This is a genomic window from Actinoplanes sp. NPDC020271 (assembly GCF_044388125.1).
In the GTDB taxonomy this organism is placed as follows: Bacteria; Actinomycetota; Actinomycetes; order Mycobacteriales; family Micromonosporaceae; genus Actinoplanes.
The window spans coordinates 290,277-315,149 of sequence record NZ_JBIRWQ010000009.1; the positions used below are offsets into that span (position 1 = coordinate 290,277).

A 24,873-nucleotide genomic window follows, 5' to 3' on the forward strand; every position below is an offset into this window, starting at 1 on the left:
TCGCCGAACTGGTTGAACGACAAGCTGAGACTGCCTCGATTATCTGCCAGGCAGTGACCGCACCCGCTCCCTGAGACCCTGCTGGCGCCGTGGCCGCCGTCACATCATTCCCTACTCGATACAGTCACGCTCGTGATCACCAACGACGGCGGTGTCTACGTGGCGAACGCGGCCGCCATGATTCCCGGCCTCGCCCGTGAGGTCCATGAGCACGACGGTCACCTGCACGCCGAGCTACCCGCCGTGACACGGATCCTGCTGCGCCGGCCGGCGTCGATCGGCCCGCTGATCGAGGGCGTGTCCGGGCCGGTCGTTGTCGAGGACGTCTTCGGGTCCCCGGAACCGGATCCGTCCGTCACCGTGACGCGGATGCCGGTCATGGTCCGCCCGCCCGGCCCGCCCGCGCAATCTCCTGTGCCGGGCGTGGTCGAGGTGTCCGGTGAGGACGAGCTCGCGGTCGCGGAACGAGTCATGATCGACGGGTTCCCTCTGCGGCGTTACCAGCCGGTCGTGCGGGGTCACGCGCTGCCGCCGCGGATCCTGGGACTGCCCGGGTGGCGGTTCTGGCTCGCGTACTCGAAGGGGTCGCCGGCCGCGGCCGCCTACACCTTCGACGACGGTACGGCAGTGGGTCTCTACTGGCTGGCGACACTCCCCGAGTTCCGGTCGCGGGGCCTGGGCCGGGCGATCCTGAACCGCGCGTTCGACGCCCACCCCGAGCAGCCCTTCGCCCTGGTCGCGACCGATGCCGGACGCCCACTCTACGAAAAGCTGGGGTTCCACACGACGGCCATGGCCAACTGGTACACCCGATCCTGAGGTGATCACCGTGCACCGGCCCGCGACTCTCTGGCCTGGCAACAGTGTCGCTCGTGGTTCCGGTGTCGCTGGCGGCGTGACGCTGTCGGCCGGGCTCACGAACCGGCCCTAACTCGATCTTGGAGTAGAGAGACAGGCACTCAGCTTGTCGTTTAACCTCCCGCTCCACCCCGACGCCGCCGTGGACGAGATCACTGCGCCATGAAGGGTAACTACGGTGCGTGCCGCCTAGCCTGCTGGGGGCGGGCGACGACGGGACCCAACGAGCGTTCTTTGCGGCATGAGAGTAAACGCCTTCCACGCCGCCGGGTGGGCAGATGCACGCGTATCCGGTCATCGTCGTAGCGGGGGAACAGGACGAACACACAGGCGATAGTCAATCTGTGATGCCTTCTCGATGCCGGATCGCACGACGGGATGTAGGTAGCCGTCGGCCAGATCGCTCGCATAAGCGCGCCCGGAAAACGCTGCCAGCGAACGTCCGACCTCGCTCCCCGCGAGGTCCACCAGTTCCTCGTCGTTCAACACGCTGCGCAATGCGTCATAGGCTCGACGGTCGTCCCAGAGCGCCAGATCGACGGCTGCGTCAGCTCGCCACACGAAGTCTGCAGACTCGTCACGCAAGACGGCGCACAAGCGCTCGGCCCGCCAGTCCCACGGCGGCCGCATCGCCTCGGGCAAGCCGCTGAGTAACTCGAACGGTGGCCGATAACCGTGCTCCTCGGCATAGTGCACGATCATCGTGGGCGCGGCATGGATGACACCACTCGGCAGGTAGTACCGGAATTCACCGTTGCCCTCGACGGCCCAGCAGAACTCACACTCGTGCACGCCCAGCATCAAGCTGCGAACGCGTAACGAAGCCGATTTGAGCAACTGCAGCTCAGCCCCGGTCAACGGTGTTGCGTCGCCACCCTGAACTCCGTATTCACTGCCCAGCCAGCCCACCGCCTTCATCGGCAGCGCCGACTCCGAGTACGCGTACGCCGTCAGATCCAGAAACTCCACGTCATCATGATCCCAGACTTGACGGCAGCGGAAGCTCGAGCAGGCCGCGGATATCTTGCTGGGCCGAGGCCGGACCGGCGAGGCAAGCCGCGTTTTGAACAACCAGGCGGATCGCGACGGGCCCTACAGCCACAACGCCAGATCGAAGGCCGAAAGCATCGGCCACAGACATAATGACCCATTAAAGAATGGGAACAACTAAGCACACTCTTCTCGGCACGAGCGTACGTCTGACTGCCCCGACGTGCCTCACACCGCGTGACGACTCACCGCGGCGCCGCGCGCGATCGGCGGCAGTTGAGTACGGGGTAGGCGAGAGAGTAACCGGTTAGCTGGCCGCGAAGTTCTTGATGATGAGATCGCTGGCTATAGCGGGGAGACTCGGATTTCCCGCGAGTTCCCATAGGACCCGGGGATCTGAATGGGCTGCAAGTTTGATGAGCATGTCCGGCGGCGTCGACGGATTGCCCGCGATGCCGGCGACCGCATGTGGATGTCTGAGGCAAGCCTCCAACGCGGTGGGTGGTGCCGACTCGTGTACCGCGACGTCGATGATTTCTTCGGCTGAGCTCGTCGGTTCCGTCGCGATGGCGAGCAGAACGTCGGGCGGGCAAGAGGGGTGACCAGCCACCTGCGAGAAGACGCGTGAACCGTATCGGGCCACGAACGTACGCACCTGTTCGGCGGAAACGGTGTAGTGGCGGGTCGCTCGGCATGCGACGTCGAAGTCTTCGTCGTCGATCAAGGTCGCGCGGACGTCTGCCGGCAGCCTGAAGCTTGCAGCGGCGACTAGCCTGACCCGCGGGTCGGCGTCTCGGGCCAACGTGAGCAATCCGTCAAGGTCGGGGTGAAATTCGGTGGGCGGTGAGCCGCCTTCGCGGCTGTACCGCACCAGCAGGTCCAGCGGGGTGCGAGGATTCGCCAGGACGCAATGTCGCCACCGGCTGGCTTCGAGGTCGTAGAGCGCACGGAGAAGATCGGGAGGTGCGGCCCAGTTCGCCGCGACGCCAGCCGTCACGTCGTGGTCGCGAAGCTCCAGAAGGTGCCGATAAGTCTCGTCAGATAAGTCTGATCGTCTCGCGAGCGCCGCCGCCCATGTGGAATCGGGTCGGGCTGCCAACGGTTCGACTGCGGATACGGGAGTCGCAGGATTACCTGCAGCCAGCAGCCGTACCTCTCTCGTGACCGCGGCGTCGCCGGGCTGGTGTGGGCATGGAATTATTCCCGGCTCGCCACCATTGCGTATCAGGTCAGCGAGAATGGCACCTGGAGCATGGATATTCGATGCCAGGGCGGTCCGCACACAGGCCTCGGCACGCCCCCATAGCAGCAGCGCCAGCTTCTCGGGAAGTTCCCAGAGGCGAGCCGCGCCGGCAGCCACCGAGCAGTCCTCATCGTTGGCCACGAGATACGCGATATCAGCCCGCGCCGACGCATGCTCACTCAGCGCCCGGCGTACTGCGGGATCCGGCCAGTTGGCAAGCCTGGGCAGCAAGTCGTTGGGGGCATCGGCCCGGCCGATGGCGGCAAGAAGCGCCCGCGGGTCGTCGCGCGGAATGCGCTCCACCGCCAGGCTGCCTGACTCAACCAACGCCACCAGGGTGTTTTGCTGACCACTACTGGCGAGCCGGGCGATTTGCGCGGCGCTGAGGTCCTCTCTTCGCGCCACTTCCTGTGACAAATCTGGGTCATTCATTGCCAAGAGAGCATCGATGTGTCCTGGCTGCAGTCCGGGGTTTCCGGCCAAGGCGAACACGATCGGCGTAGCGAGCACGGTGCTCCCGGAAGTTGAGGCTGAATCATGCGATTTCGTGGCGCATACGCAGGCGCGTAGGCCTCCAAGAAGGTACAGCGGCGAGGACCAACAGGCCTTCCACAGGTCGACCCGAACGCACTCTCCTCGGCAGTTGAGCGCGTTCGTAGGGCCCACCTCCGGTCTGGCCGACGGTAATCGAGCGTCATCCGGGGAGGATGGGCGCGTCTGGCCCCTGTCGACGTTCGTTGTGGCGGTCGTGACGGACAGGGCGGAAGCGATCGATGTGTTGGCGGGGTTCCGTGAGCAGCTCTACCGATGCATGACCCGGCGGGCCGACGCCTTGTTCGAGCTGGCCGACGCCCTGTTGTGCACCGACGGGCCGGTCAAGACACTGGTCGGGCTGTCGCTTGCTCCGGAGCACCGGCGGGGCCATGGCGCCCTGTACGACGCGCTCAACGCGGGGCGTATCGACGTGGAGTCGCTGCGCCGGCAGCTGGCCGGCTTGCCGTTGCCGCGGGCGGCGGACGGCCGCCTGGTTCTTGCGGTGGATGTCTCGCCGTGGCTACGCCCGGACGGTGACTGCAGTCCGCAGCGCTCGTTCTGCCACACCTACGGCCGTGGCAAGGACGAACACCGGATGATCCCGGGCTGGCCGTACTCGATCGTCGCCGCCCTGGAGACCGGCCGGACCTCCTGGACCGCTCTGCTGGACGCGGTCCGCCTGCCGCCCGGTGCGGACGTCACCACGATCACCTGCGCACAGATCCGGAAGCTCATCGACCGGCTGACCGACGCCGGGCAGTGGCAGGCCGGGGACCGCGACATCCTGATCGTGCTCGACGCCGGCTACGAGGCCCCGCGTATCGCCTGGCTGCTGCGGGACCTGCCGGTGGAGATACTCGGCCGGATGCGCTCCGACCGGGTGCTGCGCCGTGCGTCCCCGCCCCGCGTTTATCACCCGGAAGGTGGTCGGCCGGCTAAGCACGGCGGTGAGTTCGTCTTCGGTGACCCCGCCACCTGGGACACCGAGCACGCGCTCACGGTCACCGACACCCGGCTCTACGGCCAGGTCCGGGCGCAGGCCTGGGACCGGCTGCACCCGCGGCTGACCCGCCGCGCTGCCTGGGTCGACCACGAGCAGGCGCTGCCGATCATCGCCGGCACGGTCATCCGGCTCACCGTCGATCATCTGCCCAGCCGCGGCGAGCCGAAGCCGCTCTGGCTGTGGTGGTTCAAGATCGACGCCACCGATGCTGATGTCGACCGCTGCTGGCAGGCTTTCCTGCGCCGCTTCGACCTCGAGCACACCTTCCGCCTGCTGAAACAGACCCTCGGCTGGACCGCCCCGCAGCTGCGCGAGCCAGCCGCGGCGGACCGGTGGACGTGGCTGGTGCTGGCCGCTCATACTCAGCTGCGCCTGGCCCGGCCCCTCGCTCAGGACCTGCGCCGGCCCTGGGAACGCCCGATGGCGCCGGAGCGACTCACGCCGGCCCGGGTGCGGCGCGGGTTTCGGAACCTGCGCGCGACCAGCACCTCGCCAGCGCGCGCACCTAAACCCAGCCGGCCCGGCCCCGGCCGCCCGCCAGGCTCCCGCAACCGGCAGCCCGCTGTCCGCCACGACGTGGGACTCATCCTGGTCACCGGCCAGGCACACCAGCGACCGGCCCATCACAAGAAGGGCACCAAGCCCCGCCGAACTGGTTAAACGACAAGCTCAGACCGCTCGAACCTCGGCGAGCCGCTTCACCGAGTACTCGTCGTCCCAGCACACCGCCGCCTCCCACGCCGCCGACGCCTGCGCGGCAACGTCATGAGCACCGTCGTCGAGACCAGCGGCGTTGCCCGTAAGCACGAGGTCGGGATCGGGCACGTCGACATGCGCCTCGTCCCAGTCGATCAACGCCACCTGACGAGCGGTCACCAGCACGTTGCCGAGATTCGGATCACCGTGCACCACACACGCCGGACGACCGGCCAGCCGAGCCCACGCGGCACGACAACGGGCGACCCCCTCCGGCGACATCGCCCTCAGGTCGATCCGCGTCCTCGCGCTGACACCTCCGCCAAGATCTGCATCGCCTGCCGCTCCCGGGCGGCCAGGTCGGCGAGCAGCTCGGACGCCCGCGCCAGATGGCCCGGATCCCCCGACTCACCGGCGACCGCGAAACAGGCGGCGACCTCGGTCCACAACGGCGCGATCTCCCCGTACATCCGATGCCCGGCCCGCAGCCTCTCGTCGCCGGCAACGGTCGCGGCCTCACCGAGAAAGTCCCGATACATCGCCCGGAACAGCGAACCGCCCGTCCCGCCACGCTCCATCAGCATCGCCACCTGCGGCAGGTCACGCGCCGGATCCGCGGAACGCTCCCTCCACTTGCGCACCTGCACGGACGCCTTCTCGATCCCCCGGAATCCCAGGTTCGCGATCGGCGGCTGCAGAAACGCCGCCGCGGTGCCACGAACCGCTGACCGGATCGCCTCGCCCAGATCACACCGATTACCCGGCACCGCCACCGTGAAGGACAGATTCCGCGCCGTCATCGGCCCGCGCTCGCCGCGCGCGAGCTCCAGACTCTTCAGCGAGGTCGTGACCGCGCCGCCCTGCTGGGCGGTGTCGATCAGGTAGGCGTGCTCGTCGTCGAACCCGTACATGGCGACGACGTGCCCGCCGAAGTGCGTCCTCGTCGAGAAGTAGTCCAGGTGACCGCAGTCGAGTTGCAGCCCGACCGGCCGGCCCGACTCGAGTGCCGCCACGACGTTGCGCCACCCCCGGCCGGCCGACGCGGTCTGCTCCACCCACAGCGCCAGCCCGAGCCGGTCGGCGAGCGTCCGGGTGATCTGCATCGGTTTGGAGCGGCCGCCCAGGAACGGGAAGTCCAAGTTCTTCGCGTCCCAGTAGACGAAGCCCAGCCCCTCGCCCAGCCCGAACAGCATCGGCTCGGACAGCTCCAGGCCCGCATGAGCGAGCAGGGCACCCAGCGCGGTCGTCTCACAGTGCCGGCCGCCCGGATACGCCACCCCGTCGATGATCATGTCGGCACCTGCGCGGCAACGGTCAGGACGGGAGCGAACTCGGACACCGGAACCTCCAGGACTTCGTCGGCACCGAGCGGGTCCGCCGGGCGCTGTCCAAAGCCTGCGGTCTGCCCCAAGGGCCGAGTCAAATCGCCAACCAAGATTTTTTGTGGGTCGGCGAAGCCGTCCTTCGGGGTTTGTCCGTTCGCACTGCCCCTAAGGCATCCTAGGACGATAGGATGGAACGGTTGTCCCGCTGCGAAGTACCGCAGCGGGACACACACCGGCGAGACGGGATGCGTCGTGCGCCGGGCACGGTGCCCTTCCCGAACACCGCGTGCTGCTCCGGCGTGGAGGGCCGCTACCGCAGCGCCTCCCCCGCCCACCGAGCCACCACCTCGAGCACCGTCCCCCGCCCGGCGAACCGCTCCGCCCACCCCCGCGAGTCGTACGCCGCCCCGGGCTGGTCCCGCATCAGCGCATCGATCATCCGTGGCGCCAGCCAGAAGTACTTCGCCGCCCCCGAGATCATGATCGCCCGCTGCACCAGCGACGGATCCACCTCCGAGGACATCCCCCGCACATAACCCTCAGTGACCGCCGACAGCACCCCGTCCAGGACCGACAGATCGAACAGCCCGTCGAAGAACGTGTCGAGGGCCAGATTCGCCGCGTCCTCCCCGATCGCCCCGGCCCCCGCGAACGCCCAGTCCAGCAGGACCGGCCCGGAGTCGGCGAGCACCAGATTCATCGGCCACACATCGTGATGGCACAGCGTCCTGGGCAGCCCGTCGGCCGCCGCCAGCAGCTCGTCACGCCGCGCCCACATCTCTTGCAGCCGGGCGCGCAGTTCCGGTTCCCACGCTTCCACCACGACGGGGTGATGCCAGTCAACTTCCGGCGGTACGGGTTGGGCCAGCGTGTAGTCCCGGAGAAAGTCCCGGGCCAGCCACTCGGAGTCCGGGGGCCCGCCCAGCCACCGGCTCTGCGCCATCCCGAGCCGGTAGGCGACGTCGCCCAGTTCCTCGGCCCGCCACGACGTCAGCGGTTTTCCGGGCACATCGGCGAGCAGCATCGTGATCGAGTCGCCGGTTTCCTCGATCTCGTACAGTTCCGGGACGGACAAGCCTCCGGCCGCGAAGGCGTTCGACGCGAATCCGGTGCGGTAGAGGGTCGGTTCGCGCCGCCAATAGTTGAAATGGCCGGGATCGTCGCTGGCCGCCAGATGGGCGGCCGCGCCGTCACGCCGCCGCATGACCAGTTTGCGGACTGCTGTTCCGCCGTTGCGGGCGACGCGCCACACTCCGCCGGTGACCTCGTTGGCCGTGCCGTACGTCAATGTCTGCGGCGCGCTGCTCACCACGCGAATATCCGGATGATCCCCATGATTCCGGATGGTAGACCGGTTCCATGCCTGAATTCCGGCCCGGCGTGGATCTGTCCCGCCGGTTCTACCTGGAGGCGGTACGCCCGCTGCTCGGCGACCGTCCGCATCTCGCCGCCCGTATCGGCTCCGGCAGCGACGTCCTCGGTTTCGACACGCCACGGTCGACCGACCACGACTGGGGCCCGCGCCTGGACCTGTTCATGGACGACGACGGGATCACCGAGCGACTGCGCCACGAGCTGCCGAAACGTTTCCTCGGCTGGTCCACGCACTTCGTGCCGCCGGGCGCCCGGGTCCGGTCGATGGCCGACACCGACGGCCCGGTCGACCACTACGTGACGGTGACCCGGCTCGATTCCTGGGTGCGGGCGAGAATCGGCGACGATCCGGATTGGCCGGCCATTCCGTGGCAGCGGCTCGCCGAGATCACCGGCGGCGCGGTCTTTCACGACCCGGACGGTGAGCTGACCGCGATCCGGGCGCGGTACGCGTGGTATCCCGAGGACGTCTGGCGTTATGTGCTCGGCTGCCAATGGGCGCGGATCGGGGAGCAGGAATCGTTCGTCGGCCGCACCGCCGAGCTCGGCGACGACACGGGTTCGCGGGTGGTGACGGCCCGGATTGTCCGCGATCTCGCACGGTTGTTTCTTCTGCAGCAGCGCCGCTGGCCGCCGTACGGGAAATGGCTCGGAACCGCGACCCGCAGCGACCCGGCGGCGAAACACCTGGTTGTCGCATTGTCGGCCGACGATGCCGAGCTCCGGTCGTCAGCACTGTGCGACGCCTACGAGGAGGCCGCCCGCCGGCAGAACGCGCTCGGGTTGTGCCCGCCGCAGGAGACGCACCGCCGCCCGTTCTTCGACCGCGGCTATCCGGTGATCGACGCCGGCCGGTTCGCCGCCGCGCTTCTCGGCGGCGCACCGGCGATCGGCTCGATCGACCAGATCACCGACAGCATCGACGTCATCGGGCGACCGGACATCTGCATCGCGGTAAGCAACGCGGCCCGTTCACCGCGTCCTGAGGGGTGAGAGCACGCCGGGAACCCGGGGGGAGTCGACGCGGTGCACAGCGGATTCGAGGAATACGTGAGAGCGCGAGGCGACGCGTTACGACGCTTCGCCTATCTGCTCTGCGGCGACCGGCACCTGGGCGAGGATCTGGTCCAGGCGCACTGAACACCGAATCGGGAGCGAAACGATGAGCCGCCTGGAAGAGCACCTGCGCACGACGTTGCGGGACCGGGCCGCCGACTCCGCGCCGCAGCCGGACCTGTGGGCGAGCGTCACCGACCGCGTCCGCCGTGACCAGCGCCGCCGCCGCGGCATCATCGCCGTCGCCGCGGCCCTCGTCGTCGGCGCCGCCGGGGTCACGATCCCGCTGGTCAGCCGCGACGACCACCACCGGCCGGTTACCCCGGTCGTGCACGAGAGCGACGGCTGGGCGCCACCGGCCTGGCCCGAGCCGACCTTCCCGATGCAGCTTACCTGGGTCCCCGGCGACGCCGGCACCCGCGGCGTCGCCCAGGTCGGCGTGAACGTCCGCCTCGAGTACACCGACGGCGAGTCGATCCTCTCGGCCGAGTTCGGTCCGCTGCAGGCCGGCTGGGAGACCGAGGCCGAGCACACCCACAGCACCACGGTCAGCGGGTTGACCGCCGAGGTGCACACCTCCTCGCAGTACGACGGGTCCGGCCCCGGCGATCAGTATGTCGGGATCCGCTGGCAACGCCCCGACGGCAAGTGGGTGACGGTGCTGAGCTGGGGTCCGCGCAGCGAGAGCGAGGTGCGCCGGTTCGCCGGCGGCCTGAAGGACACGGGCACGGTCCCGGCCGGGAAACCCCCGTTCACGCTGGCGACGGTGCCGCCCGGCCTCACCCTGGATCAGCAGGCCGACGGCATGATGTGCCTCGCCCCGCCGGACGTCGTGGTCATGCAACGAACCGGCAACAGCCCCCTGTGCGTCTCCTTCGAGGACCCCGCCGAGGTCGACCTCGAGCCGCCGATGGAGAACCTGACGATCAACGGCCGGCCCGCGGTCTACTACGACGAACTGCACCAGATCGTGATCACCTGGAACCCGTCGCAGGCGCTCATCATCACCTGGAGCTCCCTCCCGCTGACCCGCGACGACGCCATCCGCTTCGCCACCGGCGTCTCCTGACGTAGACGCGGTGACCGGCCGTCCCAGGGACGGCCGGTCACCGCTTTCGCATTTCGATCAGAACAATTTCTGCCGTACGGCGGTAGTCCGTTACCTCAGGACGGTCAACGGCACCGCGTGTCCGCCATAGTTCAACGGAACCGTGGTGACGATCGTCCCGGACATGACGAGTGCCTCATGCAGCACGTGTCCGACCATCGGTGGCCCGGTCAGCACGCGATGCGGCAAGTAGTTCTCCAGCCGGGGCCGGGCGAAGTTGCCGGCCACGACCGATGCAGTTCCTTGGAGCGGCAGCTCGTACACCCGTTCCTTCAGCACCTGTTCCCACATCCAAGGGGCGGCCTTCAGCACCACCTGCGCTTCGAGAACAGCCGCAGCCGGCGCGGAGACGCTGAACCGACCGCGGTCCGCGTCGCCCAGCATGGTCATCAACTCGAAATTCCCGTTGAACAACTCCACCAGCGCGGAGGCGTCGAGGACGCGAGGCGGCTCCTCGATCATGCCGCCTCACTTCGCTGCGCGGCCCAGAACTCGCGGGCCCGCCTGGTGTCGTCGGCCGTCTTGGCTTGATAGCGAGCTTCGTCCTCCTCTGTCCAGAGTCGGGGCGCCGGGAGGCCCATGAGTGCGCACCACTCCGCGTGGAACTTCCGGCGGTCTTTGATGATCTGAGGGATGTCGTCCGACATGCTGACGAACGTACGCCCCCTTGTCGCTGGACATCAAGTCGCCCGACAAGGTGACGCAGGCCGCCCGGCGCTGGTCACGCCGCCGGCCCGGTGACCCTGGGTCCCCGCCTCACCCCCGGCCGACCGTCACCGCCCCGTCCCCGTTGTACGGCGTGCTGAACGGATACCGGCTGTCGTCCTTGCCGAGCGCGTGGATCCCCTGCCGGGGCGCGGTCGTCCCGTCCCGTTTGACGCGAACAGAAACGGTCAGCTCGGTGCGGCCGGCGAGCACGCCGCAGGGAATGGTGAGATACGCGCCGGCGGAGTCGGACGCGCCGCCGGGCAGCACCAGCGAGTCTCATGAGCGCTCATCTCCACCGGCACGGAAAGCATTTGCCGTGGCGGGACAGCGATTTCCGCCAGGCTGCGACCGGAGTACACAGTGGTCAACGGCCCGGGTTGAGGAAAAGGGTTTCCGTCGGTAGCGTGGCGTCGTGCCAGGCAAATCCAAGACTCGCGCCGGGATCGCCGACGTGGCCCGCCTCGCCGGCGTCTCCGTCGGGACGGCATCCAAGGCGCTGAACGATCGCGGACAGCTGCGCGAGGAGACCCGGGCCCGTGTGCAGGCCGCCGCGGAACAGCTCGGCTTCATCCCCAGCTCGGTCGCGACGAGCCTGCTGACCGGCCGCACGTTCACCGTCGGACTGATCATGACCGATCATCACGGCCGGTTCAGCCTGCCGGTGCTGCACGGTGCGGAGGACGCGCTGGGCTGGGCCGAGACCCTGGCGTTCGTCTGCGACACCCGCGACGACCCGATCCGCGAGCAGCACTACGTGCGCAGCCTGCTCAGCCGCCGCGTCGACGGCATCATCGTGGCCGGTCGCCGCGCCGAGGCCCGTCCCCCGCTGCTGACCCGCTCCCCGGTCCCGGTCGTCTACGCTTTCGCCCGCTCCGCCGACGAGGCCGACTGCAGCGTGGTCACCGACGAGGCCGGCGGCGCGGTCCTGGCCATCGAACACCTGGTGCGTACGGGGCGCCGCCGCATCGCCCACGTCACCGGCCCGCACGGGCATGCGTCCGCGATCGCCCGCGTCACCGGCCTGACGCGGGCCCTGCACGCCGCCGGCCTGGAGCTGGCCGGCGACCCCTGGTACGGCGGCTGGAGCGAGCGGTGGGGCCGGTTCGCCGCCGCCGCGATCGTCCGCGAGCACCCGGACGTCGACGCGGTGTTCTGCGGCAGCGACACCATCGCCCGCGGCGTCGCCGACGGCCTGCGCGAGTCCGGCCGCCGCGTCCCGGAGGACGTCGCGCTGGTCGGCGTCGACAACTGGGCGCCGGTCGCCGAGGAGTGCCGCCCCACGCTGACCAGTGTCGACCTGAGCCTGCGCCAGGTCGGACAGCAGGCCGGCCGCCTCCTGCTCCAGGCGATCGAGAACGGGCACACCCCCGGCGTGCACGAGGTCGGATGCCAGCTGGTCGTCCGCAATTCCTCGGCGCCCGCCTGAGAAAGCCTTCGCGCCCGGGGCACCGGCCGGACTACGGTGCCCGGATGTCACTGCTGCCGCGTGCGACCCCGGCCGCGATGGGTGTCTCCTCGCGTGCGATCGACGCCCTGCTGGACCGGCTCGAGGAGAACATCGAGCCGCACTCCGTCATGATCGTGCGCCATGGTCACGTGATCGCCGAGGGCTGGTGGGCGCCGTACACGGCCGACCGGCCGCACCTGCTGTACTCGCTGACCAAGTCGTTCACCTCGGTCGCCGTGGGGCTGGCGATCGCCGACGGGCTGCTGCGCCTCGACGACCGGATCGTCGACGTGCTGCCCGGCCGCGTCCCGCCGGACGTCTCCGCGCAGGGTCACCGCCTCACCGTGCACCACCTGCTGTCGATGACCGCCGGCCACCCGCAGGACAGTCTCACCGAGGCGTGGGAGCTGGAACCGGACGACCTGGTCAAGGGTTTCCTGCGCGTCCCGTTCACCACGCCCGAGGGCACCCGGCACACCTACGACAACGCCACCACGTACGTGCTGGCCCGGATGGTCGAGAAGGTCACCGGCCGCGACCTGCCCGGCCTGCTCGACGAGCGCCTGTTCGCGCCGATGGGTATCGGCCACGCCGAGTGGGACCGGGTGGCGAGCGGCGCCGCGTTCGGCTTCCACGGCCTGCACCTGACCACCGAGGCGGTCGCCGCGTTCGGCGAGTTGCTGCTGCGCGACGGCGTCCGGCAGGGCCGGCAGCTCATCCCCGCCGACTGGATCGAGCTGGCCACCCGACGGCACGCCGACACCCGGCACGGCGACGACTGGGCGAACAACCCCGACTCGCTGTGCGGCTACGGATACCAGTTCTGGATGTCGCGGCACGGCTACCGCGGCAACGGCGCCTTCGGCCAGCAGTGCGTCGTCGCCCCGTCGCAGGACCTGGTGGTCGCGGTGACCGCCGCCGCAACGGTCGAGGACTCGATGCCCGGCGCCCTGTGGGACTGCCTGCTGCCCGGCATCGGCCGTCCGGACCCGGCCGGCGACGACCAGCGGCTCGCCGACCGGCTGAAGCGGCTCTCCCTGCCGCCGGTGACCGGGGACGCCGGCCCGGGCCGCAGTGCCACGGCGAAGATCGACGCGTCGCAGGACGCGGCTCTGCCGGAGGGCACCGTGATCACGGTCGACCCGATGCCCGGCGGCGGCTGGCGGTTGCGGCTCGGGGAGTCCGTCACCGTCGAGGCCGGCCACGGCGGGTGGCGGGAGTCCGCGCCGCTCGGCCGTCCGGTCGTCACCACCGCCGCGTGGCGGGGCGACCTGTTCGTCGCCGACCTCTACGTCATCACCACCCCGCACCGGGTCCGCCTGACCGTCGACGCCGGCACGGGCCGGGCGAGCGCGGTCTGGTCCACCGTCCCGCTGACCGGCCCGATCCTGGAACGGCACCTGCGCGCCCCGCTGATGACCCGCCCCGACGTCGCCTGACCGGCACCGCCCGTCCGCTGGTCAGTGCTCGGCGGCGGCCCGCAGCACCTCGGTGACGAGGCGGGCGACGTGCGGGCCGGACACCGCGTACACCTGGCGACGCCCGTCCCGGCGCACGCCGACCAGCCCGGCCAGCCGCAGCTTGCCGAGGTGCTGCGACACCGCCGGACGGGCAGAACCGGTCACGGCGGTCAGGGCGGTCACGTCCCGCTCCCCCGGCAGCAGCGCGGCCAGCAGACGCAGCCGGGTCGGGTCGGCGAGCATCCCCAGCATGGTCGTTGCCACGGCAATGGTGTCACCCGGAGGTTGTTTCTGCAGGTCACTGGCATCTGCAACGTTGTCGCGTGCGCGCATGAGCACATATTATGGCCGCGACCAGCCGAGCGACAGCGGAAAGAGTGCCCGATGAGCCACGACCACGAGCACGCACCCGGACACGTGCACCGCCGGTGGCTGCACCGCGTCCGGCACACCCTCACCCCGCACTCCCACGACACCGCCGCCAAGGTCGACGCCGCGCTCGAATCGTCCCGGGCCGGCATGCGCGCCCTCTGGATCTCGCTGGCCGTCCTCACCGCCACCGCCGCCGCCCAGGCCACGGTCGTCGTGTTCGCCGGCTCGGTCGCGCTGCTCGGCGACACCCTGCACAACGTCGCCGACGCGCTCACCGCAGTCCCGCTGGGCATCGCCTTCTGGCTCGGCCGCAGGGCCGCCACCAGGGCATACACCTATGGTTTCGGCCGCGCCGAGGACCTCGCCGGCATCGTCATCGTCCTGGTCGTCGCCGCCTCGGCCGCCGCCTCCGCCTCCGTCGCCGTCCAGCGCCTGCTCGAACCCCGCCCGATGACGCACCTGCCGTGGGTCGCCGCCGCCGGCATCATCGGCTTCGCCGGCAACGAACTGGTCGCCCGCTACCGCATCGCCGTCGGCCGCCGCATCGGCTCGGCCGCCCTGGTCGCCGACGGCCTGCACGCCCGCACCGACGGCTTCGCGTCCCTGGCCGTCGTCCTCGCCGCCGGTGGCGCCGCACTCGGCTGGCGATGGTCAGATCCGGTCATCGGCCTGATCATCACCGCGGCGATCATCGTCGTGCTCAAGGACGCCGCCCGCGAGGTCTACCGCCGCCTGATGGACCGCGTCGAGCCCGCCCTGGTCGACCACGCCGAACGCGAACTGCGCCTGATCCCCGGCGTCCGCGACATCGCCGGCCTGCGGATGCGCTGGGTCGGCCACCACCTGCACGCCGAGGCCGCCGTCGTCGTCGACGCCGGGCTGAGCCTGATGGCCGCCCACGAGATCGCCGCTGACGCCGAGCACCAGCTCACCCACCACGTCCCGCGCCTCACCGAGGCGGTGGTCCACGCCGCCCCCGACACCCACCCCGCCGACCACCACCTGCGCATCTCCCCCGCCGGCGTCTGACCCCGGACGTCACGGTCAAGACCTTCATGTCCCCGCTCCGCCGTGGTCCGGGCCGTCGCTCCCGCGGGGACCCTTCCGGGCCTCGCAGGGCCGCGGGCGGCCCAGGACGCGAGACCCGGAAGGGCGACGTCCGTGGGTGGGCACGGTCAGAGCAACACACCCGTCCACGGCCGAGACGGAAGCCCCTCGGAGTCCGCGACGAGCGGACGGTTCCGCAGGCAGCGCGTCCCCTCCCCCGGATGACAACGCGGTGAGCCGGCCGAGCCCGGTCGGCTGGGCGACAGGGGTGACCGGCTGCCGGCCGGTGGCCGGGGTGGGCGTGCGGCGCGGTGGGCGTGCGGCGCGGTGGGCGTGCGGCGCGGTGGGCGGCCGGGATCGCGGGGTGGCTCCGGCGGGGCGGGCGCGCGTATAGAGTGCGGATCCGTGACGACGATCGCCCTGGCCACCCCGTCCGACCGTACGCGCGTGATCGGCTCTTTGGTTCCTGCCTTCACCGCCGATCCCGTTCTGCGCTGGCTGTTCCCGGACGACGCCACCTACCCGGTGCACGCCGCGAAGTTCTTCGGCCGGCTCTTCGACAAGCGTGTCCACCGCGACTCGATCTGGATCGCCGACGGTGGCAACAGCGCCGCCATCTGGGAGCCCCCGTCCGACGGCACCCCGATCCCGGAGCTGGAGCTGGACGTCCCGGCTGACGTGAAGGCCCGCGTCGACGCCTACGATCACACCGTTCACGCGCTGCTGCCCGCCACGCCGTACTGGTATCTCGGTGTTCTCGGCACCCACCCGGACCACCACGGCCGCCGTCTCGGGCACGCCCTGATGGCCGAGGGTCTCGAGCGTGCCGCGGCCGACGGGGTGCCGGCGATCCTGGAGACGGCCACCGAGGGCAACGTCGGGATGTACGAGCGGGCCGGCTGGGAGGTCATCGCCTCGGCCACCGACCCGCTGCCGTTCTGGGTGCTGCGGCAGGATCACGGCTTGTAGAGCGCGTCCCGCACGTTCTTCTGCACCGCGACCGCGGCGTAGAGGGCCAGCACGAACGCCAGCCCGTAGAAGCCCTTCTCGTTGAGCTGCATCCCGCTGTTCCACAGCCCGATCACCAGCATGACGATCGACACCGCGACCATCACCCAGGCCAGGCCGAGGTAGAGCCCGGAGACCGGCATGCCCTCGGCCTGGTCCCGGACGGATTTCTGCAGCGAGATCGCGCCGAAGAGCCCGAGCAGCAGGGTCGCGGCGTAGAAGCCCTTCTCGCTCTTGGTCATGTCGGCGTTCCAGAGCCCGACCCCGTACGAGATGATCCCGACCGCCAGCGCGGCCCAGGACGCGCCCACGAACGCGGCCGTCGGCCTGAGCGGCGGCGGCTTGGGGCCGGGCGGCGGCGGAGACTGATAATTCACCACTTACCGGACATTATCAGGGCCGGTAGATGTCCGGCTCCAGATAAATGACCTTCGCGGTCGGCACCATCGCGCGGACCCGTGCCCCGGCGTCGTCGATCAAGTTTCGCATCCGGGGGAAGAACTCCGGGACATCCCGGAGGCGATCAAGACGGCGGAAACGGGACGATCCGCAGGTCTCGATGGGAGGGCACCGTGAAGCGAATCCTGCTCCCCGCAGCCGCGTTGTTGCTGCTCGCGGCCTGTGGCTCGACCGAAACCCCGGCCGCCGCGCCGCCCCCGTCCAACCCGCACGCCGGGCACTCGCTCGCCTCGGCCCCACCACCGACCGCGTTACGCGGCGGGGAACGGTTCGTCGACCTGGCGCTCCCCCAGCCGTACACGCCGCAGGCCCCGAACGGCGGCACCGACGACTACCGGTGCTTCCTCGTCGACCCCGGGCTGACCACGGCGTCGTACCTGACCGGCAGCCAGTTCCAGCCGCAGAACGCGGCGATCGTGCACCACGCGATCTTCTACCGGCTCGACCCGCAGCAGGCCCGGCAGGCCACCGAGGTCGACGACGAGACCCCCGGCGAGGGCTGGACGTGCTTCGGCGACTCCGGCGTCGAGGGCCAGACCGCGTGGGTCGCCCACTGGGCGCCCGGCGCCGGTGAGACCCTGCTGCCCGACGGGTTCGGCTTCGCCATGCCGCCCGGCAGCAAACTTGTCATGCAGGTCCACTACAACCTGCTGGAGACCGGCAGCGCCGGCCAGACCGACCAGTCCGGCATCAAACTGCGCGTCGCCGGTGCCACGGCCCCCCTCAAGCCGCTGAACACCGCGCTGTTCCCGGCCCCGATCGAGCTGCCCTGCGCGGCCGGCGAGGCCGGCCCGCTCTGCGACCGCGACGCCGCCATCGCCGATGTCGGCAAACGCTTCGGCGCCGACGCCGGCGAACAGGAGGCGCGGCTGATCCAGGGCTGCAGCGCCGGCAAGGTCACCGCCGGCGACACCCAGCACTGCGACCAGCCCGTCGAGGAGAACGCCACCGTGTACATGGCCGCCGGCCACATGCACCTGCTCGGCCGCGCCATCAAGATCGAACTGAACCCGGGCAGGCCCGGCGCGCAGACCATCCTGGACGTTCCGCAGTACAACTTCGACAACCAGGCCCTGGTGCCCCTCCCGAAGCCGATCACGGTCAAGGCCGGCGACACCGTCCGCGTCACCTGCACCCACGACGCCAAGCTCCGGAAACTCCTTCCCCAACTGCAGAAACTGCCTCCGCGGTACGTCGTCTGGGGCGAAGGCACCAGCGACGAGATGTGCCTCGCCATCCTCGTCGTAGCCGCTCCCTGACCCACGCCCCCGCCCGCCGCGCCCATCCGGTCGCGGCGGGCGAGTGCTGCCCCGCCGCGACTCCGCGGCGCGCATGACCGCGCCGCCGCTCACGGAGGCCGACCGGCCGGCGCCCGTCACCGCGCCGGGATGCGGATCCGCAGGTAGGCGCGGTCATCGAAGCTGACCTGCCCCGGCAGCACCCCCTTGGTTCCCGCCAGTTCGGCCACGCACCAAGGGTCCTTCTCCAGGAGGAGGGCGAGCGTCGACTCGGACTCGGCCAAGGTCTCACCGATGACCGGATAGCCGTCACTGGCAATCACCAGTTCGCCGATGTCACCGGGCACCGGATGCACTACCACCAGCGATGAAGGAACCGGCCGCCCGTCGATGGCGGCATACCCGTACGGTCCGGCGCTGTTACGCAGGGCGCCCTGCCGCCCGATCAGGGCTCGTGCCGCGAGTCGACCCGGATCCGTTTCCGCCACCCGATCCATGCTGATCGTTCCGGCGGCGGCCTCCGCGGCGAGAACCGCGGCGCGGAAGGCCGCCGCGACCTCGTCGACCAGTTTGCGCGGCCGGCCGGCCGACGCGGGAAGCCCTCGGTACGCGAATCCGGCGTCACCGACCTGCCAGATCTCGCGACGCGCTCGCGAATAGACGGTGACCGCCGCGCTCGGCCGTTCGGATGCGCTCAACTCCGGGTCGGTTCGGGCCGCCAGCTCCGCGGTCATGACCGCCACAGCCGTGTGCGCGTCGACGTCACGGGGGAGCTGCCGCACCGCATCCCGGCAGGCCGCCATAGCCCACCACCCACCCGCTCTGTTCCCGTGACGCCGGCCGCTCACATCCGTAGCGCCGTCGATGACCGCCGCGTGCTCGGCGGTCACGACGATCGCGTCCTCGCACACTTCCGGATCCCCGTACTTGCCCAGTACGAACTGTTCCACGATCTCCACAGCTGCGATGCTCCCGCACGCCGCCACACCCCGTAGAGCATCCTAGGAAGATAGGTAGCTGCCGGCGCCCTCGGACAGGCACGGCCGTCACCGGATCGGGTACGACGCCATCGAACGACCACCGTCGATGCGCGCTAGCAGCGGATGTTCGTTCGCTGGTCGCAGGGCATCTGGCCGCCTGACAAGCACCGATACCCCGCCCCGAGCCCGATTTCCCGAACAAAGTTTCCGCAATAAATTGACTCCGCGGGCTACTCAACGGGGTTGCTGTGTGCCTATAGTCGCTCGTATGACCACCAAGCGCCCCAAGCTGATGGGCACTCAGGAGATCGGGATCCGCCTCGGCTCGATCAGCCGTCAGCGGGTCAACCAGCTGACGTTGAAGGCTCACTTCCCCAAGCCCGCCGCCGATCTCGCCCAGGGCCGCGTCTGGCTCGCCGAGGACATCGAGGAGTGGATCAGCCTGCATCGATCCGAGACGACCGGGAGGCGCGCGAAGTCCTGAGCCTGCCCACCCGGTCAGAACTGGTCGAAAACCGCCAGATGCCGGGCCTGCGCCGCGTCCAGATGCGCCCGCATGGCCGCCTCGGCCGCGTCCGGCTCCCCCGCTTCGATCGCCGCCGCGATCCGCTCGTGTTCGAGCCGCGTCGACCCGGTCTGCGCGTACGGAAAATACAGCCGGTGAATGTGGAGATGCGCGTGCAGCCGCCCGATCGCCTCCCGCAGCAGCGGGTTCCCGGCGGCGGAGGCGACCAGGTCGTGGAACCGGGCGTCAGCCGCGGTGAACGCCTCGTGCGACGTCGACACGACGTATGACCGGGAAGCCTCTTCCGACAGCGAGACCCGCGCTGCCGCGGTGGCCCGCCCGGCCGCCCACCTCGCGGCCGCGGTCTCCAGCACGAGCCGCATGTCGAACATGTCGGTGAACTCGCCCCGGGTCAGCAGCGGCGCCACGGTGTACCCGGCGAGCGGCCGTTTCCGCACCAGCCCGTCGGACTCGAGGCGGGCGAGCGCCTCGCGCACCGGCGTCGGTGACACGTCGAGCGAGCGGGCCAGCGCATCGATGTTGACGCGTTCCTCGGGCGCGAGCTGGTGTTCGAGGACCATCGAGCGCAGCGAGTCGTAGACGTCGTCGCTGAGCACCGAACGGCGCAGCGGCTCGGGCATTGACTATCCCATCGAGGAGCACTAGACAGATACGCGGATCCTATAGGATCTACGAAGGAGCCGCGCAGATGGATCCGTTCGCGAGGGTGCCGCTCGGCGGCACCGGTGTCACCGTCACCCGCCTCGGCATGGGGCTCGCCCCGATCGGCGGGCTCTTCACACCGGTCGGCGACGAGGCCGCCGTCGCCGCGATCGACACCGCCTGGCAGCAGGGGGTGCGGTTCTTCGACACCGCGCCGCTCTACGGCGCCGGTCTGTCCGAGCGGCGCGCCGGCCTGGCTCTGCGCGGCCGGAGCGACGCCGTGCTGGCCACCAAGGTCGGCCGGCGCCTGGTTCCCGCGCCGGGCGCGACCGGCGGCATGTGGTCCGAGCCGTCCGGCGCGTCACCCGTCTGGGACTTCAGCACCGCGGGCGTACGCCGCCAGCACCGCGAGAGCCTGGAGCGCCTGGCCCTGGACCGCGTCGACGTCCTGCACCTGCACGACCCGGACGAGCACTTCGCCGAGGCCCTCGACGATGCCCTCCCCGCCCTCGTCGAGCTGCGCGAGCAGGGTCTGATCGGCGCCGTCTCGGCCGGGATGAACCAGTCCGCGATGCTCACCGAGTTCGCCCGCACCGGCCTGTTCGACTGTTTCCTGCTCGCGGGGCGGTACACGTTGCTGGACCAGTCGGGGCGCAAGGATCTGCTGCCCGAGTGCGAGCGGCGCGGCATCTCGGTGATCTGCGGAGGCGTCTACAACTCCGGGATCCTGGCCGACCCCGGCGGGAACGCGACCTTCGACTATGCCGCCGCGCCCCCGGCGGTCGTCGCCAAGGCGCGCGCGATGGCCGAGGTGTGCGCGCGTCACGACGTACCGCTGCGGGCTGTTGCTCTGCAGTTTCCCCTCGCGCATCCGGCCGTCGCGTCCGTGGTGATCGGGATGCGCTCGGCCGCGGAGGCCGCCGACGCCGCCGCGATGGCCGCAGTCGAGATCCCCGGCGGGCTCTGGCACGACCTGATCAGAACCGGGCTGCTCGACGCCGGGGTGCCCGTGCCGTGATCGTCGACGCGCATCATCATCTGTGGACCGCGGACTATCCGTGGCTGGCCGCCGACGGGCTCGGCCCGATCCGGCGCGACTACACGATGGCCGATCTGCGCCCACACCTGGCCGCGTCCGGGGTGCAGCGCACCGTGCTGGTCGAGGCCGGCCTCGGTCAGGCCGCCGAGACCAGCCGGTTCCTGGCCCTGGCGGCGCGCACGCCGGAGATCGCCGGGGTGGTCGGCTGGGCCGATCTGTCCGATCCGGATCTGCGCTCGATGCTGGCCCGGCACCGGTCCGGCCCGGGCGGCGACCGGCTCGTCGGCATCCGCGACCAGGTCCAGGCCGGGCCGGACGACCTGCTCGACCAGCCCGGGGTGCGCGCCGGCCTGGCCACCGTCGCCGAGGCCGGCCTGGTCAACGAGCTGGTCGTCCGGGCCGGTCAGCTCCCGTCGGTGGCCCGCACGGTCGCCGCGATGCCGGAGTCGACGTTCGTGCTCGACCACCTCGGCAAGCCGCCGATCGGGGACCTGGACGGCTGGCGGCGCCTGATCGCCCCGGTCGCCGCGTGCCCGAACGTGGTGGCGAAGCTGTCCGGGCTGGTCACCGAGGCCGGTCCCGGGTGGACCCGGGCGGGGCTGCGGCCGTACGTGCAGATCGCCCTTGATCTTTTCGGTCCGGACCGGCTGATGTTCGGCTCGGACTGGCCGGTGTGCGAGGTCGTCGCGAGCTACGGCGAGGTGGTCGCCGTGCTCAGTGGGATTCTCGGCGGCCGTCCCGGGAACATCTTCGGCGCAACAGCGATCCGCGTTTATCGATTGGAGAACCGATGAGGTACCTGCGGGCCAGAGCGCCGGGCGCGGAGCGTCCGATTCTGTACATCGACGGCATGCTCCGGGACCTGTCCGGCGTAACCGCGGACATCGACGGGGCGTTCCTGGCCGGGGGCGGCTTCACCGGCGACCCCCGCGAGCTGCCGCCCGCCGACCTGGATCATCACCGGATCGGCGCACCGATCGCCCGGCCCGGCGCGGTGCTCTGCATCGGGCAGAACTACGCCGCGCACGCCGCCGAGTCCGGAGCCCAGCCGCCGACCGAGCCGATCCTGTTCTACAAGGCGCCGAACACCGTGATCGGCCCGGAGGACGACATCCTGCTCCCGCCCGGGTCGAAACGCACCGACTGGGAGGTGGAACTGGGCGTCGTGATCGGGCGCACGGCCCGTTACCTGAGCTCGCCCGAGGAGGCGCTGACCCACGTCGCCGGGTACGTGCTCTCCAACGACGTGTCCGAACGTGATTACCAGCTGGACCGCTCCGGCGGGCAGTGGTCGAAGGGCAAGTCCTGCGAGACGTTCAACCCGCTCGGGCCGTGGCTGGTCACGCCGGACGAGCTGACGTTCCCGCTGCGGCTGCGCTCCTGGGTCAACGACGCGCCCCGGCAGGACTCCAGCACCGCCGACATGATCTTCGACGTCGGGTTCCTGATCTGGCACCTGTCCCAGTTCACGGTGCTGGAGCCGGGTGACCTGATCAACACCGGCACGCCGGAAGGGGTGGCGCTGAGCGGGCGGTTCCCGTACCTGAGCGCCGGGGACGTCGTCGAGATCGAGATCGACGGGCTGGGCCGGCAGCGCAGCGTGGTGCGCGGATGAGGGTCGCGACAATCACCTCGTCCGACATCCGCTTCCCGACCTCGCGCCTGCTCGACGGCTCGGACGCGATGAACCCGGACCCGGACTACTCCGCGGCCTACGTGGTGCTGCGCGCCGACGACGGGTCCGAGGGGCACGGGTTCACGTTCACGATCGGGCGCGGGAACGAGGTGTGCCGGGCCGCGATCGACGCGCTCGCGCCGCTGGTCGTCGGGCAGCCGCTCGACGACCTGGGCGAGTTCTACCGGCGGCTGACGCACGACTCGCAGATACGCTGGCTCGGGCCGGAGAAAGGGGTCATGCACCTGGCGGCGGGGGCCCTGGTCAACGCGGCGTGGGACTGGCGCGCGAAACAGGCCGGGCTGCCGTTGTGGGAGTTGCTCGCCTCCCTCTCCCCCGACGAGATCGTCGATCACGTCGACTGGCGGTACCTGACGGACACGCTGACCCCGTCCGGCGCACGTGACCTCCTGTCCGATTCATCCGGCAGAGCCGGACGGATCGCCGAGTTGAAGTCGTTCGGGTATCCGGCGTATACGACTTCGGCAGGCTGGCTCGGTTACTCCGACGACAAGATCAAGCGACTCGCCCGGGAAGCCGTCGACGCCGGCTTCCCGATGATCAAACTCAAGGTCGGCGCCGACCTCGACGACGACATCCGGCGCTTCGCCCTGGCCCGCTCGGTCGTCGGCCCCGACATCCGGATCGCCGTCGACGCGAATCAGCGCTGGGACGTCCCCGACGCGATCACCGGGATGGCCGCGCTCGCCAAGTACGACCCCTGGTGGATCGAGGAACCGACCAGCCCCGACGACATCCTCGGGCACGCCGTCATCCGTCAGGCGATCGACCCGATCCGGGTCGCGACCGGCGAGCACATCGCCAACCGGGTCGTGTTCAAGCAGCTCCTGCAGGCCGACGCCATCGACTTCGTGCAGCTCGACGCGTGCCGGGTCGCCGGGGTCAACGAGAACCTCGCGATCCTGTTGCTGGCCGCGGCGTACCGCAAACCGGTCTGTCCCCACGCCGGCGGGGTCGGCCTGTGCGAGGCGGTACGCCACCTGTCCTTCTTCGACTACGCCGCGGTCTCCGGTTCCCTCGAGGACCGGGCCGTCGAATGGGTCGATCACCTGCACGAACACTTCGTCGACCCGGCGGTCGTCGCCGGCGGCCGCTACCTGGCCCCGTCCGTTCCCGGGTTCTCCACCCAGATGCGCGCCGAGTCCCTGGCCCGGTACGCCTACCCGGAAGGCTCCGCATGGCAGTGAACGACCTCGACGGCCTGGTCGCCGCGATCACCGGTGGCGGCTCCGGCATCGGCACCGCCTGCGCCCGCCGCCTCGCCGCGGCCGGCGCCAAGGTCGGCATCCTCGACCTCGACCCGGCCGGTCGCCCCGGCCTGCCCCTGAAAGCCGACGTGCGTGACACGGCGTCGCTGGAATCGGCGTTCGCGGCCCTCGCCGACACCTACGGCGGCATCGACATCCTCGTCAACAGCGCCGGCGTCAGCGCCGTCGGCACCGTCGAGGCCAACGACGACGCCGAATGGTCCCGCGTCCTCGACGTCAACGTCACCGGCGTCGCCCGCGCCAGCCGCGCCGCCCTCCCCTACCTGCGCCGCAGCCGCGCCCCGGTCATCGTCAACCTCTCCTCGATCGCCGCCACCGCCGGCCTGGTCGAACGCGCCCTCTACTGCGCGTCCAAGGGCGCCGTCCACGCCCTCACCCTGGCCATGGCCGCCGACCTGGTCACCGAAGGCATCCGCGTCTGCTGCGTCGCCCCCGGCACCGTCGACACGCCGTGGGTCGCCCGCCTGCTCGCCCGCACCGACGACCCCGAGGCCGAGAAGGAACGCCTCGCCGCCCGCCAGCCCACCGGCCGCCTGGTCACCGCCGACGAGGTCGCCGCCGCCGTCCAATACCTGGCCGGCCCGGCCTCCGGCGCCACGACCGGCATGTCCCTCGCGGTCGACGGCGGCATGTCCGGCCTGCGCCTCCCCCACTGAAGATCAAGATCAAGTTCTTCATGTCCCCGCTCCGCCGTGGTCCTTCTCCGCCGCTCCCGGCACCCCTCTGTCAAGGGGTTGTGGTGAGTGATGTTTTAGGGTGGTGTTTGGTAGGTCCGGGATGTGATTTTTCCGAAGTG

The 24,873-nt window shown here is 70.4% G+C and carries 27 protein-coding genes; 15 read left to right on the forward strand and 12 right to left on the reverse strand.

All coding sequences use genetic code 11. From position 1 onward, the window contains the following. The first annotated feature begins 132 nt into the window (after window positions 1–132). A complete protein-coding gene (locus tag ACH442_RS22350; protein WP_396339999.1) occupies window positions 133–819 on the forward strand; it encodes a GNAT family N-acetyltransferase in 687 nt (228 codons plus the stop codon). Window positions 820–1,152: 333 nt separating this feature from the next. On the opposite strand, the gene ACH442_RS22355 is transcribed toward ACH442_RS22350, so the two are convergent. Continuing rightward, window positions 1,153–1,827: a hypothetical protein gene (locus tag ACH442_RS22355; RefSeq protein WP_396340000.1), complete on the reverse strand. Its 675-nt coding sequence runs from the start codon at window positions 1,825–1,827 to the stop codon at window positions 1,153–1,155. Between the two features lie 328 nt (window positions 1,828–2,155). Further along, on the reverse strand, window positions 2,156–3,601 hold the full coding sequence (locus ACH442_RS22360; protein WP_396340001.1) for a hypothetical protein: 1,446 nt from the start codon (window positions 3,599–3,601) through the stop codon (window positions 2,156–2,158). Between the two features lie 229 nt (window positions 3,602–3,830). On the opposite strand from ACH442_RS22360, the gene ACH442_RS22365 reads away from it, so the two are divergent. Continuing rightward, the gene (locus ACH442_RS22365) at window positions 3,831–5,288 is read left to right on the forward strand and encodes an NF041680 family putative transposase (RefSeq protein ID WP_396340002.1); all 1,458 of its coding nucleotides are present in this window, start codon (window positions 3,831–3,833) and stop codon (window positions 5,286–5,288) included. 9 nt (window positions 5,289–5,297) lie between these two features. On the opposite strand, the gene ACH442_RS22370 is transcribed toward ACH442_RS22365, so the two are convergent. The 3 genes from ACH442_RS22370 to ACH442_RS22380 all read right to left on the reverse strand — a co-directional run bounded on the left by ACH442_RS22370 (window position 5,298) and on the right by ACH442_RS22380 (window position 7,958). Beyond that, the gene (locus tag ACH442_RS22370; protein WP_396340003.1) at window positions 5,298–5,606 is read right to left on the reverse strand and encodes a phosphotransferase; all 309 of its coding nucleotides are present in this window, start codon (window positions 5,604–5,606) and stop codon (window positions 5,298–5,300) included. A 5-nt stretch (window positions 5,607–5,611) separates the two neighbouring features. Then, complete coding sequence (locus tag ACH442_RS22375) at window positions 5,612–6,616, reverse strand: BtrH N-terminal domain-containing protein (protein ID WP_396340004.1); 1,005 nt, start codon at window positions 6,614–6,616, stop codon at window positions 5,612–5,614. 343 nt (window positions 6,617–6,959) lie between these two features. Continuing rightward, the gene (locus ACH442_RS22380; RefSeq protein ID WP_396340005.1) at window positions 6,960–7,958 is read right to left on the reverse strand and encodes a phosphotransferase; all 999 of its coding nucleotides are present in this window, start codon (window positions 7,956–7,958) and stop codon (window positions 6,960–6,962) included. Between the two features lie 50 nt (window positions 7,959–8,008). Here ACH442_RS22380 and ACH442_RS22385 point away from each other — a divergent pair, with 50 nt between their 5' ends. Beyond that, window positions 8,009–9,016, forward strand: coding sequence for a DUF4037 domain-containing protein (locus ACH442_RS22385; protein WP_396340006.1), 1,008 nt, complete (start codon window positions 8,009–8,011; stop codon window positions 9,014–9,016). Between the two features lie 169 nt (window positions 9,017–9,185). Beyond that, entirely contained in the window at window positions 9,186–10,148 is a 963-nt protein-coding gene (locus ACH442_RS22390; protein WP_396340007.1) for a hypothetical protein, read from the forward strand. A 90-nt stretch (window positions 10,149–10,238) separates the two neighbouring features. On the opposite strand, the gene ACH442_RS22395 is transcribed toward ACH442_RS22390, so the two are convergent. From ACH442_RS22395 to ACH442_RS22405, 3 genes are all read right to left on the reverse strand, one after another. Then, window positions 10,239–10,649, reverse strand: a complete 411-nt coding sequence (locus tag ACH442_RS22395; protein ID WP_396340008.1) for a hypothetical protein — start codon at window positions 10,647–10,649, stop codon at window positions 10,239–10,241. Next, a complete protein-coding gene (locus tag ACH442_RS22400) occupies window positions 10,646–10,834 on the reverse strand; it encodes a hypothetical protein (protein WP_396340009.1) in 189 nt (62 codons plus the stop codon). Before ACH442_RS22400 ends, ACH442_RS22395 begins: the two co-directional genes overlap by 4 nt. A gap of 109 nt (window positions 10,835–10,943) precedes the next feature. Next, complete coding sequence (locus ACH442_RS22405) at window positions 10,944–11,162, reverse strand: hypothetical protein (RefSeq protein ID WP_396340010.1); 219 nt, start codon at window positions 11,160–11,162, stop codon at window positions 10,944–10,946. A 145-nt stretch (window positions 11,163–11,307) separates the two neighbouring features. Between ACH442_RS22405 and ACH442_RS22410 the strand changes: the two genes are divergently transcribed. Further along, on the forward strand, window positions 11,308–12,321 hold the full coding sequence (locus ACH442_RS22410; RefSeq protein WP_396340011.1) for a LacI family DNA-binding transcriptional regulator: 1,014 nt from the start codon (window positions 11,308–11,310) through the stop codon (window positions 12,319–12,321). Window positions 12,322–12,365: 44 nt separating this feature from the next. Continuing rightward, window positions 12,366–13,781: a serine hydrolase domain-containing protein gene (locus ACH442_RS22415; RefSeq protein WP_396340012.1), complete on the forward strand. Its 1,416-nt coding sequence runs from the start codon at window positions 12,366–12,368 to the stop codon at window positions 13,779–13,781. A gap of 21 nt (window positions 13,782–13,802) precedes the next feature. Here ACH442_RS22415 and ACH442_RS22420 read toward each other — a convergent pair whose 3' ends face one another. After that, complete coding sequence (locus ACH442_RS22420; RefSeq protein ID WP_396340013.1) at window positions 13,803–14,135, reverse strand: ArsR/SmtB family transcription factor; 333 nt, start codon at window positions 14,133–14,135, stop codon at window positions 13,803–13,805. A gap of 51 nt (window positions 14,136–14,186) precedes the next feature. On the opposite strand from ACH442_RS22420, the gene ACH442_RS22425 reads away from it, so the two are divergent. Both ACH442_RS22425 and ACH442_RS22430 read left to right on the forward strand, forming a co-directional pair. Continuing rightward, on the forward strand, window positions 14,187–15,203 hold the full coding sequence (locus tag ACH442_RS22425; protein ID WP_396340014.1) for a cation diffusion facilitator family transporter: 1,017 nt from the start codon (window positions 14,187–14,189) through the stop codon (window positions 15,201–15,203). Window positions 15,204–15,626: 423 nt separating this feature from the next. After that, window positions 15,627–16,190 carry a GNAT family N-acetyltransferase gene (locus tag ACH442_RS22430; RefSeq protein WP_396340015.1) on the forward strand — a complete coding sequence of 188 codons (564 nt, stop codon included), beginning with the start codon at window positions 15,627–15,629 and terminating at the stop codon, window positions 16,188–16,190. Here ACH442_RS22430 and yiaA read toward each other — a convergent pair. Beyond that, window positions 16,178–16,609, reverse strand: coding sequence for an inner membrane protein YiaA (gene yiaA, locus ACH442_RS22435; RefSeq protein WP_396340016.1), 432 nt, complete (start codon window positions 16,607–16,609; stop codon window positions 16,178–16,180). The two genes, ACH442_RS22430 and yiaA, sit on opposite strands and share 13 nt — an antisense overlap. Window positions 16,610–16,801: 192 nt before the next feature. On the opposite strand from yiaA, the gene ACH442_RS22440 reads away from it, so the two are divergent. Next, entirely contained in the window at window positions 16,802–17,947 is a 1,146-nt protein-coding gene (locus ACH442_RS22440; RefSeq protein WP_396340017.1) for a monooxygenase, read from the forward strand. Window positions 17,948–18,063: 116 nt separating this feature from the next. On the opposite strand, the gene ACH442_RS22445 is transcribed toward ACH442_RS22440, so the two are convergent. Next, the gene (locus ACH442_RS22445) at window positions 18,064–18,885 is read right to left on the reverse strand and encodes a hypothetical protein (protein ID WP_396340018.1); all 822 of its coding nucleotides are present in this window, start codon (window positions 18,883–18,885) and stop codon (window positions 18,064–18,066) included. A gap of 289 nt (window positions 18,886–19,174) precedes the next feature. Here ACH442_RS22445 and ACH442_RS22450 point away from each other — a divergent pair, with 289 nt between their 5' ends. After that, on the forward strand, window positions 19,175–19,390 hold the full coding sequence (locus ACH442_RS22450; RefSeq protein ID WP_396340019.1) for a DNA-binding protein: 216 nt from the start codon (window positions 19,175–19,177) through the stop codon (window positions 19,388–19,390). A gap of 14 nt (window positions 19,391–19,404) precedes the next feature. Here the strand turns inward: ACH442_RS22450 and ACH442_RS22455 are convergent, their stop codons facing one another. Further along, on the reverse strand, window positions 19,405–20,052 hold the full coding sequence (locus ACH442_RS22455; protein WP_396340020.1) for a GntR family transcriptional regulator: 648 nt from the start codon (window positions 20,050–20,052) through the stop codon (window positions 19,405–19,407). 68 nt (window positions 20,053–20,120) lie between these two features. Between ACH442_RS22455 and ACH442_RS22460 the strand changes: the two genes are divergently transcribed. From ACH442_RS22460 to ACH442_RS22480, 5 genes are read left to right on the forward strand one after another with little or no spacing between them, the layout of a single operon-like run. After that, on the forward strand, window positions 20,121–21,092 hold the full coding sequence (locus ACH442_RS22460; protein WP_396340021.1) for an aldo/keto reductase: 972 nt from the start codon (window positions 20,121–20,123) through the stop codon (window positions 21,090–21,092). Beyond that, window positions 21,089–21,907, forward strand: a complete 819-nt coding sequence (locus ACH442_RS22465; protein WP_396340022.1) for an amidohydrolase family protein — start codon at window positions 21,089–21,091, stop codon at window positions 21,905–21,907. Before ACH442_RS22460 ends, ACH442_RS22465 begins: the two co-directional genes overlap by 4 nt. Then, window positions 21,904–22,728 carry a fumarylacetoacetate hydrolase family protein gene (locus tag ACH442_RS22470; RefSeq protein ID WP_396340023.1) on the forward strand — a complete coding sequence of 275 codons (825 nt, stop codon included), beginning with the start codon at window positions 21,904–21,906 and terminating at the stop codon, window positions 22,726–22,728. Before ACH442_RS22465 ends, ACH442_RS22470 begins: the two co-directional genes overlap by 4 nt. Beyond that, the gene (locus ACH442_RS22475) at window positions 22,725–23,996 is read left to right on the forward strand and encodes an enolase C-terminal domain-like protein (protein WP_396340024.1); all 1,272 of its coding nucleotides are present in this window, start codon (window positions 22,725–22,727) and stop codon (window positions 23,994–23,996) included. The genes ACH442_RS22470 and ACH442_RS22475 overlap by 4 nt, the downstream gene beginning before the upstream one ends. Then, window positions 23,987–24,733 (forward strand): SDR family NAD(P)-dependent oxidoreductase, encoded by a 747-nt coding sequence (locus tag ACH442_RS22480; protein WP_396340025.1) that lies wholly within the window; start codon window positions 23,987–23,989, stop codon window positions 24,731–24,733. Before ACH442_RS22475 ends, ACH442_RS22480 begins: the two co-directional genes overlap by 10 nt. Window positions 24,734–24,873: the final 140 nt, after the last annotated feature.

Coding starts and splice junctions, on each gene's coding strand:
- ACH442_RS22470 (WP_396340023.1), top strand. CDS start 21,904: ATGAGGTACCTGCGGGCCAGAGCGCCGGGCGCGGAGCGTCCGATTCTG.
- ACH442_RS22415 (WP_396340012.1), top strand. CDS start 12,366: ATGTCACTGCTGCCGCGTGCGACCCCGGCCGCGATGGGTGTCTCCTCG.
- ACH442_RS22420 (WP_396340013.1), bottom strand. CDS start 14,135: ATGCGCGCACGCGACAACGTTGCAGATGCCAGTGACCTGCAGAAACAA.
- ACH442_RS22375 (WP_396340004.1), bottom strand. CDS start 6,616: ATGATCATCGACGGGGTGGCGTATCCGGGCGGCCGGCACTGTGAGACG.
- ACH442_RS22395 (WP_396340008.1), bottom strand. CDS start 10,649: ATGATCGAGGAGCCGCCTCGCGTCCTCGACGCCTCCGCGCTGGTGGAG.
- ACH442_RS22480 (WP_396340025.1), top strand. CDS start 23,987: ATGGCAGTGAACGACCTCGACGGCCTGGTCGCCGCGATCACCGGTGGC.
- ACH442_RS22450 (WP_396340019.1), top strand. CDS start 19,175: ATGACCACCAAGCGCCCCAAGCTGATGGGCACTCAGGAGATCGGGATC.
- ACH442_RS22390 (WP_396340007.1), top strand. CDS start 9,186: ATGAGCCGCCTGGAAGAGCACCTGCGCACGACGTTGCGGGACCGGGCC.
- ACH442_RS22385 (WP_396340006.1), top strand. CDS start 8,009: ATGCCTGAATTCCGGCCCGGCGTGGATCTGTCCCGCCGGTTCTACCTG.
- ACH442_RS22425 (WP_396340014.1), top strand. CDS start 14,187: ATGAGCCACGACCACGAGCACGCACCCGGACACGTGCACCGCCGGTGG.
- ACH442_RS22370 (WP_396340003.1), bottom strand. CDS start 5,606: ATGTCGCCGGAGGGGGTCGCCCGTTGTCGTGCCGCGTGGGCTCGGCTG.
- ACH442_RS22475 (WP_396340024.1), top strand. CDS start 22,725: ATGAGGGTCGCGACAATCACCTCGTCCGACATCCGCTTCCCGACCTCG.
- ACH442_RS22460 (WP_396340021.1), top strand. CDS start 20,121: ATGGATCCGTTCGCGAGGGTGCCGCTCGGCGGCACCGGTGTCACCGTC.
- ACH442_RS22400 (WP_396340009.1), bottom strand. CDS start 10,834: ATGTCGGACGACATCCCTCAGATCATCAAAGACCGCCGGAAGTTCCAC.
- ACH442_RS22455 (WP_396340020.1), bottom strand. CDS start 20,052: ATGCCCGAGCCGCTGCGCCGTTCGGTGCTCAGCGACGACGTCTACGAC.